General features: G+C 54.2%; 10 protein-coding genes. 9 read left to right on the forward strand and 1 reads right to left on the reverse strand.

Annotated features, from left to right (window positions below):
- Positions 1-109: 109 nt before the first annotated feature.
- Positions 110-2,110: a hypothetical protein gene (locus A4E33_RS04290; RefSeq protein WP_292346450.1), complete on the reverse strand. Its 2,001-nt coding sequence runs from the start codon at positions 2,108-2,110 to the stop codon at positions 110-112.
- A gap of 343 nt (positions 2,111-2,453) precedes the next feature.
- Here A4E33_RS04290 and A4E33_RS04295 point away from each other — a divergent pair, with 343 nt between their 5' ends.
- The 9 genes from A4E33_RS04295 (at position 2,454) to A4E33_RS04335 (ending at position 11,234) form a co-directional block, all read left to right on the forward strand.
- The gene (locus tag A4E33_RS04295) at positions 2,454-3,410 is read left to right on the forward strand and encodes a hypothetical protein (RefSeq protein WP_292346451.1); all 957 of its coding nucleotides are present in this window, start codon (positions 2,454-2,456) and stop codon (positions 3,408-3,410) included.
- A 3-nt stretch (positions 3,411-3,413) separates the two neighbouring features.
- Entirely contained in the window at positions 3,414-3,881 is a 468-nt protein-coding gene (locus A4E33_RS04300; RefSeq protein WP_292346452.1) for a flagellin, read from the forward strand.
- Positions 3,882-3,887: 6 nt separating this feature from the next.
- Positions 3,888-4,376 (forward strand): hypothetical protein, encoded by a 489-nt coding sequence (locus tag A4E33_RS04305; protein WP_292346453.1) that lies wholly within the window; start codon positions 3,888-3,890, stop codon positions 4,374-4,376.
- Positions 4,377-4,390: 14 nt separating this feature from the next.
- The gene (locus A4E33_RS04310; RefSeq protein WP_292346454.1) at positions 4,391-5,122 is read left to right on the forward strand and encodes an ATPase domain-containing protein; all 732 of its coding nucleotides are present in this window, start codon (positions 4,391-4,393) and stop codon (positions 5,120-5,122) included.
- Position 5,123: 1 nt separating this feature from the next.
- Positions 5,124-6,995 (forward strand): type II/IV secretion system ATPase subunit, encoded by a 1,872-nt coding sequence (locus tag A4E33_RS04315; protein ID WP_292346455.1) that lies wholly within the window; start codon positions 5,124-5,126, stop codon positions 6,993-6,995.
- Position 6,996: 1 nt separating this feature from the next.
- Entirely contained in the window at positions 6,997-8,649 is a 1,653-nt protein-coding gene (gene flaJ / locus A4E33_RS04320) for an archaellar assembly protein FlaJ (RefSeq protein ID WP_292346456.1), read from the forward strand.
- The gene (locus A4E33_RS04325; RefSeq protein ID WP_292346457.1) at positions 8,646-9,932 is read left to right on the forward strand and encodes a hypothetical protein; all 1,287 of its coding nucleotides are present in this window, start codon (positions 8,646-8,648) and stop codon (positions 9,930-9,932) included. The genes flaJ and A4E33_RS04325 overlap by 4 nt, the downstream gene beginning before the upstream one ends.
- Positions 9,933-9,989: 57 nt before the next feature.
- Positions 9,990-10,805, forward strand: coding sequence for a CheF family chemotaxis protein (locus tag A4E33_RS04330; RefSeq protein WP_292346458.1), 816 nt, complete (start codon positions 9,990-9,992; stop codon positions 10,803-10,805).
- A gap of 66 nt (positions 10,806-10,871) precedes the next feature.
- Entirely contained in the window at positions 10,872-11,234 is a 363-nt protein-coding gene (locus A4E33_RS04335) for a response regulator (RefSeq protein WP_292346459.1), read from the forward strand.
- Positions 11,235-11,236: the final 2 nt, after the last annotated feature.

Here is an 11,236-nt window from a genome sequence, read left to right on the forward strand (position 1 = left end):
GAGACAATGTACCTTAGATCTTTCGGTCGGCTCCAGCACTCTTTTCTCTCGTTAGATAATGATTTCTACAGAGCAGGTTTTTTCAATAAAGAACAAGCATGATTATTTCTTACACCGGGGCCATATACTGAACTTCCAGAAACAGCCCCACACCTTCCCGTATGAGAGGTATCCAGAATGGATACCCGTTGGTCTTCATTAGCAGGCCATAGAGCGAGGTCAGCATGATCTGGAATGAGAAGGCCACGATAATGACGAGAACCAGGAAGAGCGGTACCATGCGGATGAAGGATCCGTCCGGGTATATTCTTGACAGGATCATCGCTCCTGCGCAGAAAGCAAGGGTAACGAGTACCGCAAGTTTAAAAAACAGTGAAAATCCTGCGTAATCCTTGGTAAACGGCTGGATAAAGATCATCACAAAGAATATGATCGGGATCAGAATGATACTTCCCCAGAAGGAATACCTGAGCAGTGCACGGGATGTCACGGCATCGTTTTTCAGGCAGGGCGTTTTGGTGAGGATGAAGACGGCGAGTATCCCGCAGGGAGCATAGGCCGGGGAGAGGTACCGCATATCCGGAAGGACGCCCAGACTGGTGTTCATGGAACTGAATTTCGTTGCGTAACTGAAAAATACTGCAAAGGTCATCAGGATGATAAATCCGATCACCTCTTTTTTTGCCTTCATCGCTGCAAGGACATTGTCCCACCAGAGAAGAAGGGCACACAGGCCGATGACGGCGAGCGGGCACATGATCAAAAATCCGATACTGTTATTCTGAGGGAATGTCAGGGTACCGGCAAGGCCACGGACAAGGTTATCATATGACAGGCCCCCGAAAATGGCCCGGGCGATCATCCCTCCAACTCGTACCAGGGTATCTGCAGGAGATAGGCTGCCGGCCTGGCTGATGATGGAAGGATCATTTATCACCTGGCTGACGGGAAGGGGTTCTGCGAGCGTTGCACCGGGTCCCTGGATATTCCTTGGCAGGTCAAATACCGGAATGAGCCAGTTGTGGCTGATGAGAATATTGTTGAGAATGAACGGAACAACGCCGATACAGATTCCTGCTGCCGGGAGTATGGATACGATGAGTTCCCTTGCTGGTATACCCATGCGCCGTGCTGCGCTGATGTGCGGGATGATGAAGGACAATCCCAGAAAGAGGGTAACGAAGAATCCCATTTCGGGCCGGATCCAGATCAGGAGCCCGGAGAAGACAAAGGCAAGCGCCGCATACCGGGATTGCCGGCCAAAGAGATAGAGAATAAACGTGTACAGGACAAGAAGGAATACCAGTGTCGTGAGGATGTGATCCTTTGCTGCCGCTGACCAGAATATGTAGGATGAGGACGAGACCGAGGCACATGTCCCGAACAGGGCCATCCAGGTGTTTTTTACCAGCAGGCGGATGATGGAAAAGATCACCGTTGCGATGAGGGCAAAAAAGATCTGGTTGGTGAGGACGAGGGCAGCGACCTCGAAGGGCGCGTCCGGGGCCGAGAAAGGGAACTGCTTGTACAGCAGGATATTCCCCATGAACAGGAACAATGCTCCTGCTAGGATAGGGAAGACCACACGTATCCCGCGAACGCGGGCATACTCCGGGTAGTATGCATCGATGATCAGGGCAATCAGTACGGGACACAGTGACCATGCGAGGATGACGATCAGGCGGAAATTATCGCCAAACAAACCGAAGAGTTTCACCATGGGAAGGGCCGAGACCGGGAACGCCAGGGAGTACATCAGGACGTTCTGCCGTGACGTGAAGTATGCGGAGACGGTCCCGTTCCAGGTTACGCCATACTTTGCCTCGGAAAAGGTCACCTGGTGGCCGATATCCAGCTGGTGGAGCTGGTTGGCCGTAATCCACTCGTCGTTCATGTAGATTGCCGGGTTGGAGATGGTTATGACAAAGAAGAATGAGAAGAGAAAGACAATAAGGGCCGGTGCAAGGCTCCTGAACATGGCGATCGTGCCGGGTCCGGTCTCGTCCCGGGAAACGGTACTCCGGCCTGTGTCCGTACAGTTTTTTGCCGGAGGATCCACCACGTCCCCTGCATGTGTTCCGGGCTGCTTGGAACGCTTTTTCCCAGCCATCGATGTACGTGTGGGAATCCCTCCTATATACTAGTACGTTTTTTGGCATCCACCTGTTCCAGGGACTCTCAGGATCTTAAATCGTCATATCGGCCGGAAAATCGACCTGAAAAAACATGGAATGCCTGGATTCACCGTAAACCCGAACGTGCCGGATGAAGCGCCCGGCACATGGTAAAGAGCGTGCATAAGATCAGCATATGGCCTGAAACGGTATTCCTGAGGCGCCGGTCTTTCATTTACCCAATTTTTTCTTTTTATTTCTCCGGACACCCTGAAATATCATTGTTTCCCGATACATACCATTATTAATAAGGAATGTAATATAACGAATAGATACTGTATGGCGGTAAACCAGTCTCAGGTCGACCATATCATTACTGCCGCATCAGAGGATGATCCGGAGGTCAAGCTCCAGAACCTTGAGCGTGAGGTGGATCTCATCAAGACATCCATCAAGCGCCTGCTCATGGATATCCGGGAGCGGATGAACGAGCTGGAGAATCCTTTCACGCTTACAGCGGTAGCCGCAGGAGCACCGGCACCGGTTTCCCCGCCCCAGCAGCCCGCTTCTTCGGATTCGGAAGCGGAAGAAGCAAAGAGATCCGCCATGGAAGCCCGGGAAGCCGCACTCGATGCCCGGGAGTCAAAGCTGGAAGCCACCGAGGCCAAAATCGAGTCGGAGAAGAAGACCGAATCTGCCAGTAGGAAAAAGGAGCCGTCACTTCAGGCCGCAGAAGACGGGTATCACCCGGTTATCGATGAACAGGTCCTTGCCCTCCTGCGATCCCAGGTCTCCCCCCAGAAAGTCCCGGCAGGTATCATGGCAGGTCCGGCTTCCCCGACAACACCCCCGGTAAACGAGAAGCTCCGGCTCCAGAAAGTGTATAAGCTCTTCAAATGGACCAGCCAGTCGGTAAAGAAATTCGGCCACGATCGTCTTGAGATCATGCTCGAATCATACCGTGCGATGGGGTACATCACCAAGGAATCCTGCGACGAGATACGGGAGATATCCCGCCTGATGCCGGCGAACCTCGGCGAGGAGCACGAGGTCGGGCCCGATGAGTTCGTGGCAGAGCTCTACGCCCTGAACCGAATCCTGTCCCCGAGCGATACATCGCTCGACCGGGATATGATTGAAGTGATGATGGAGAAGCGCCAGCAGGAACCCGCCATAAAAGAGATCAAAACCAGCGACCTGCCTGAAATCCAGAGCGCTCCCCTGCGGGATGTTCCGCCTTTAGTACGGAAGAAAGAAAAAAATGACGAATGGATGAACCTTCCGGACAGGATCTGATCGATGTCAGCCGAGACAATCACCACGGCATTATTCCTGATCACGGCAGTCATAGCTGCCGGTGTCCTGATAAATGCCGTATATCCTGTTGTCTATAATATGGCAGGGACATTCTCATCCGCAACACATGAATCGGATGTCCGGATGCGCACGGATTTCAAGGTTATTGCAACTGCAGGTTCAGGATCAGCCGCAAATATCTGGATGAAAAATATCGGATCTGAACGGATTCAGGAAGCGGAAATCCAGAACGGTGACGTTTTTTTTGGTGAAACGGGCAATTTCGATCGTATCGAATATGGTGACTGGACCTACCAGCTTTCCGATACCAACAGCAATAACATATGGGACTCTGGCGAGACGGTGAAGATCACCATCACTGGAGTATCACTTTCCAGCGGTCATGAATACTATTTCCAGTTTTCACTCCCCAATGGAGTATGGAGGTCGGACACATTCACAGCGAGCTGACAGGCTATGGCTGTATCTGAAATTATCGGGGCAGCGGTAGGAGTCATTCTCCTTATTATCGTAGCCTATGTCATCGTCAGTGGCACGCTCATTGCCGGGGAGACCATGGCAAATTCGCAGAAGGACCTTACCATTCTGCAGGAAACCCGTCTGCGAACCTCTCTGGAGCTCAGCAGTATTGAGCAGAACAAGTCGATCATCTATGCTAATATCACCAATACCGGCAGTGAGATCATCGGCGATTTTAAGCATATGGATGTACTAGTGTATGATAACGATCTGACCGACCATTACCAGATTTTCCCGTATGCTCCCGGAGGGGTGCCGGAAACCCCTCTCGCATGGGGAATCGATAACCGGTATGGCGAATTTATCCACCCGTACGAACTGGATCCCGGAGAGGTGTACCGTATACGGATAAATTCCGCTGGTGACAACCCGGGCTGGTTCCAGATCACAACAGCAAACGGGGTCTCTGCATCTGCATTTACCTGAAGGAAGAGGGTACCATGGCAAACATTTCCGACCTGATGGGAGGCGAGGACAAGCAGATCATCTCGACCGGCAACAGCGAACTGGACAAGAAGATTGCCGACGGTCTTCCGCTGGAGTCCCTCACCCTCATCGAGGGCGAGAACGATACCGGAAAGAGCGTTCTCACCCAGCAGATTATCTGGGGAGCGATGAAACAGGGCCTCTCCGTTGACCTTTTCACAACCGAGAGCACGAGCAAGAGTTTCATCAAGCAGATGGAGTCCATGAGCCTTGACATCTCTGAATACTTTGCCTGGGGCTACCTCAAGGTATTCCCCCTCCATGTTGTGGGCTTCGAATGGAAAAAGGAGGAGATGACCGGGATCCTCAACCATCTGATCGGCCATTTCCAGAAGAGCAAGGCCCAGGTCATCGTGGTCGACTCGCTCACCCTGTTTACGGAATATGCTGAAACCGATTCCATCCTGACCTTCTTTACCAACTGCAAGTCGCTCGTCGACCACGGCAAGACCATCCTTGTCACCCTCCACACCTATGCGTTTGAGGAGGACACGCTCGTCCGCGTCCGGTCCATCTGCGATGCCCACCTGAACATGAAAAAAGCCCTCGTCGGCGACAAGTACGTCATGGTCATGGAGGTCGTCAAGGTCCGCGGGGCCCGCAAGACAACGGGGAATCTCGTCAGTTTCGAGGTCCACCCGGGGTATGGCATGAAGATCATCCCGATGAGCTTTGCGAGGGTCTGACATGGGCACGCCCACGATGGCAGTCAACCTGCCGTTCAAACCGGAGCCGGTTGATTCGAACATCGACTTTTATTCCGATATCGAATCCAGCGCCCTGTACAAGATGCTCCCGGCGAATGCCAAGGAGTACGTGAAAGCCAGCCCCCACCTGCTCGAATATCTTCACGTCTTCCCGGTCAACACCTATGGCATCCCGCTCTTCATATCCGAGCTGAAAAAAGACCTGCGCTCCATGAAGAGCCCGAACATCATCTACCCGGTGAACGATACCACGTTCGTCCATATCCTCCCGGACCCGGATGATGTGAGGAACTACTATATCCCGATCGAGCCCTCGTTCCTCCATTCCGTCAGCATGATGCTCCCGACAATCGAGACGAAACTTATCGACCTTATTGACGGGCTCGAGGACGATCCGATCAGCGACAAGGAGCGTGCGGAAGTCATCAAGAAGATGCTTGCTACGGTTGCCGTGATCCGGCCCAAAGGCACTGACCTTGCTGTCATGACCGGGTCCAGCGGGCAGGGATCTCAGGACCTCAAGACAAAGATCGTTACGTTCCTGAACACCGACTTCACCGCCCAGAAGAAGATGAAGGATACCAAGAAGAAGCACCAGGTCCCCCTGACACCGGACGGCAAGGTCATCCTGACCGACGAGGAGTACCGGGCAATCGAGTACCTGCTCATCCGCGACAAGATCGACATGGGCGTGCTCAAACCTTTCCTTTCGGACCAGTACATCGAGGATATCTCCTGCGACGGCGTCGGCCCGATCTTCATCGAGCACAAGATCTTCAAGGGACTGAAATCCGTTATCGAGTTCAAGGTCTCGAGCGAACTCGACGAGTTCGTTGTCAAGATGGCAGAAAGAATCAAGCGCCCGATCACCTACCGCAACCCGGTCGTGGATGCGACGCTCCTTGACGGCTCGCGTATCAACATCGTATACGGAACTGCCATCTCCCGCCATGGCAGCAACTTTACTATCCGTAAGGTGAACGAGGTCCCACTCTCCATCCTCAACATCGTCGAAAGCAACGGTATCGACTACACGGCGGCCGCGTATCTCTGGATCTGCGTTGAATATGGTATGTCGCTTTTCGTTTCCGGCGAGACAGCGAGCGGGAAGACAACCCTCCTGAATGCAATCACTACGTTCATCCCGCCGGAGAACAAGATCGTGACCATCGAGGACACGCCCGAGCTGAACGTGCCGCACCGGAACTGGATCCGGGAAGTTGCACTTGCCAAGGGCAAAGGGGAAGGTGGCGGCAGCGGGGGGGAAGTTTCCATGTTCGACCTCCTGAAAGCCGCGCTCCGCCAGCGGCCCAACCAGATCCTTGTCGGGGAGATTCGCGGAGTGGAAGGGGCCGTCGCTTTCGGTGCCATGCAGACCGGGCACCCGGTCATGAGCACGTTCCACGCAGCATCCGTGGAAAAACTGATCCAGCGCCTCTGCGGTGACCCGATCAATATCCCCAAAACCTATGTCGATAACCTCAACCTCGTCGTTATCCAGAGTGCCGTGAAACGCCCCGACGGTCAGCTGGTCCGGCGCATGATCAGCTGCAACGAGCTGGTCGGGTTCAACCCGGAGACGCAGGGGTTCACGTTCGTGCAGATGTTCACTTGGGAACCGGTATCGGATACCTTTGTCTGGACCGGCAAGGGCAGTTCGTTCCTTCTCGAGAATAAGATTGCGACCATGCTGGGCATGCCCGAGAGCAGGAAGGCTGAGATTTATCTCGAGGTCGAAAAACGGGCAAAGATCCTGGAACGGCTCCACAAGGCCGGGTATACCAAGTTCTGGGACCTGTTCCACATGATGACCAAGATCAAGAAACAAGGACTTCTCACTATAGGTTCCTGAAATGGCTGAAATCCCCCAGCTCCCGGCGCCACCGGTTCAGGAGAAACGGCAGGTCCCGTTTGCCGGTATGGTTGCCGACCTGAAGGCAAAGATCGCCCAGATATCCGAGGACCGGAAGATGGGTGCGGACCTCCTGTTCACCACAACCTACATGGCATCGCTCTCGCTTGCCAACGCCTCACGGCCGGAGATGTTCTCGTACGCGGCAAACCGGAAGGAGTACATCTCGTCGCGGTATATCACGAAAGTGGATACATACGTGAAAAAGTGGGGATACAGCTATGCCGAAGGACTGAGCATTGTCGCGGAACGCATCAGCAATCCCATCCTCAAGAGTTTCATGAGCCGGTATGCCAACGCGATCGACTCCAGTGTCCCTGATGATGAATACCTGAAAAACGAACTTTCCACGGTTCGGAGCGTGTACCGGAGCCAGGTCGAGCAGGGCCTCGAGATGGTGACCAAGTGGGGGGATGCCTATGTTGCCATGCTCCTGTCGGGAACGGTCATTGCCGTCACCCTGATGATCTCCATTGCCATCTACTCCCCCACCGGCATGGAGACAACCCTTGGTATGTCCTATGCCATCACCTTCGCGATCTGTTTTTTTGGCAATCTCCTCATGTTCATATCGGTCCCGGACGACTACAAGACTCACGGACTCACGACCCGTGCTTCCAAGGAGCAGCAGACCATCCATGCCATGGAGCGGGTGATCGTTCCCCTGGCCATTCTCGCTCTTATCGTCATGATCCTGCTTGGCGTGAGTGCCGGTCTGATCTTTCTCCTTATCGGTATTCTCATGGCTCCCATGGGAATCATCGGGTTCATTGACGACAGCAACATCACCCTCCGGGACACGGATTTCTCTACGTTCATCCGCAGCCTGGGGGCGGTGATGGGGGGGCAGGGGATGACTGCCGTCTATGCCCTTGCAACGATTGACAAAAAATCCCTTGTGGCCCTAGAACCCCTTGTCAATTCGGTATACTCCAAGATGAACCTCGGCCTCGATGACAAGCAGATCTGGGAAAAATTCATCGGGGAGTCGGGAAGCAATCTCATCAACAAGTACCTCAACATCTATCTCGACACCATCATGCTGGGCGGCCCGCCCGATGCCATCGGGACCGTGGTCGGGTCATCGATGCTGGAACAGACCCTCCTGCGGGAGAAGAAGGACATGCATGCCCGCAGCTTCATCATCCTCCTTGTACCAATGCATATCGCCATGGCAGGGATCTTCGTTGTCCTGTACCGGATCATGGTCGTGCTCACCAGTTCCGTCGCGGTCATGATGACGAAGTTCCAGGAGAGTTCGATCTCGCAGGGAGCGACAGGCACCCTCTCCGGGGGCGTTTCGGCGTCGAGCTCCCTCGGGGGCATGTCGATGTTCACCAATTTCCCGGAAAAGGAAATGGGAATCTACGTGGTCACGAGCCTGACCATCATCACGATCTCCAATATCGTTGCCGCACGGGTTGTTGGCGGTGGAGACAGGTATATGTTTTATCTCTACACAGCGATATTCTGTTCACTGACCGGTCTTGTGCTCATCGTCTCGCCCATCCTTGTCGGGATATTCTTCAGTCCTGAAGGGCTGACGAAAATGGCCGGGTCGGGTGCAGGGGCGCTGGGGATGTATCTGGTATGAAAGAGAACCTGCGAAAACCGATCCTGTTCCTCATCATCGTCGTGGTCGGATCAGTACTGGTTCTGTTCGATTTCCCTCTTACTGCCCTCCTGCCGCTGCTCATCGTCATCGGATTCGCCACCCTTCTCGCACTCGGCTCCATAACCATACCCGAGATCCGGGGGGGTATTGCAAGTCTCGGCAAATCCGGCATCCTCAAACGCCTCAATGACATAAAAATCTTTGAAAAAACCCCGGCCGGTGCGCAAGCGGCAGCGGCAAAGCCTGTTCCCGCCCATGCCCCCATCAAAAAGGAAGAACCGAAAAAGAAAGGATCAGAGGAAAAACCCGGGCTGGCTTCCCACATCTCAACCTTATTTTCCTCCATCCGCTCGGTGGGGTCGATCCTGCAGCAGAAGGGAAAACGGGAGAAGAACGTCGAGGAGATCGACAAGATTCTTGACAGGACGGTTACGGAGAAAGTATCAGCCCCGCCACCGGCTGCGGCGGCGCCGGCAACTCCTGCCAAAGCGGGTGGGGCGGGTGGCGCTCAGCTTGACATGGATGATCCGTTCATGTCACTGTCTGCTGATGAGTTTGATGCAGGCCTGCTGGACGGCCTTGGCGACGACGAGGCGCAGGTGCAAGCCTCTCCGGCGCCGTCCGCTCCGGTACCGGATACCGGGGGACTTCTTCCGGTCTCCCCTGCTGAAGGCCCGGATCTCCTGGCCCCGGAGCTTGATGTCGATTCCGCAGCCAGCGATATCCTCAAACAGGCCGGTGAGGGTGCCGGTGGGACCTCTGACGAGTTCAGCGGTCTTGACAGCGGCAGTCTCTCGGATGAGGATTTTGGCGACCTTGATAACCTGAATCTTGACGATGTCAGTCTTGACGCTGATCTTGAAGGAGGGGATGCCGTTCCTGCGCCTTCGTCTGCACCGGCTGCACCCGTACCGCAGGCACCGGCCGCTGCACCCGGCTCCGACAGCAATGCAGTAAAAACCGCGTGGATACCGTCCGATGCCCCAAAAGATGCGGGAGAGGTCGAAGATGAGGTATCAACACAGGCCGACATGGCAGCCTTCGCCAGCGGCGCCGGCGGCGACGAGGATCTGCTCAGCTCCCTTGCTGCGGATGTCAAGCATGTCAAGAAAGAGCAGGACCTGAGCCTGTTGCGGGAACTCAAGGATTTCAGGGCGCCGGCAACCGAGATCGAGAAAGAACTCAGCGGGATGTACGAGCGGATGGGCGCCGGAAAACCATCCCGGAAAAAAGAACCCCCTGCCACAAAGGGAATAAAATAGATGCGGGTGTACTATTGTGATAGGGGATTTGTCCTGCATACGGACGGAGGATTGTGAGTGCCGCTCAAAGAAGTTCCGGTGAAAATCGAATATAATAACCAGTGGATCGTGACGAAACTGGGTCTCGCGGAGGACCGCATCGTTATCCCTGCGCCGGTCAACCGGGAGATCCTCTTCAAGACGGTCACTGATGTTGAGGAGCGCAAGAATATCCTCATCATCACCGCCAAGACGGACGTGGAGGCCAAATACAAGATCCTGTCTGTAGAAAAGGTCCTCCAGGTCCTTAAGAAACTGATCCTTGCCCTCTGTAACGCGTACCGGCTGAAGGCGTATTTCATGTCGCCGGCAATCCGGGGCGGTGTCCTCGTCAAGGATGCAAAATGGGAAGAGGGCAGCGTCGTTGTCGTCCTCTCTGGGATTTGGTTCTCTTCAGGAGTCAAGCAGATCTGTGTCCCTGTGGTTGATGTCGCCGCCATCGAGCTCACAAAACGCGATGTACAGGCAAAACCAACCGACGTCATCCGGATCGATCACCTGGAGTCCGGTGAAGTTGTATCCAGTTTCGTGCTCTGCCCCCTCTCCACCCTCCAGGTCCTGTATAATTTCCTCAAGGAGACGACAAAAGGCATGGATATGAAGGGAACCGAGCTGGACAGTATCGACCAGCAGGTTGCCATGCTTGTATATTCCGGCATGGATTCCCATGCCATCGAGAACATGCTCAACATCCCGCCGAAACAGCTGGATGCCATCTACGACAAGATCTTAAAACTCGGGCTTGCCGAGGTTGTCATTGTCCGCAGGGAGATCCAGCTGACCACCAAAGGTGTACGCTACATTTCTGATGCCACAAAAGCCCAAACAAACTGATTTTTTCCTTTTTTTCCCCCAGAAACTTCTTTATGTAATAATACACCAATCAGTTATTTGATCGTCATGGGAAAGATTCTGATCGTGGATGATACACTGTTCATGCGGACCCTTCTGAAAAATATCCTCTTCTCCGGCGGGCATACTATTGTGGGCGAGGCCGGGGATGGTGAAGAAGCCGTCGCAAAGTATCAGGAACTGAAACCCGACCTTGTGACCATGGATGTCGTGATGCCCAAGCAGAACGGGATCGAAGCACTCAAGGCCATCAAGGCGCTTGACCCGGCGGCAAGGGTTGTCATGTGCACGGCAGTGGGACAGGAACAGATGGTGAAGCTTGCAATTAAAAGCGGTGCCAAGGGATATATCGTCAAGCCGTTCCAGGCACCAAAAGTGCTCGAAGAAGTCAAGAACGTCCTTGCAGCCTGAGT

Origin of the sequence: Methanoregula sp. PtaB.Bin085, from assembly GCF_002067035.1 — an archaeon.
Taxonomy (GTDB): domain Archaea; phylum Halobacteriota; class Methanomicrobia; order Methanomicrobiales; family Methanospirillaceae; genus Methanoregula.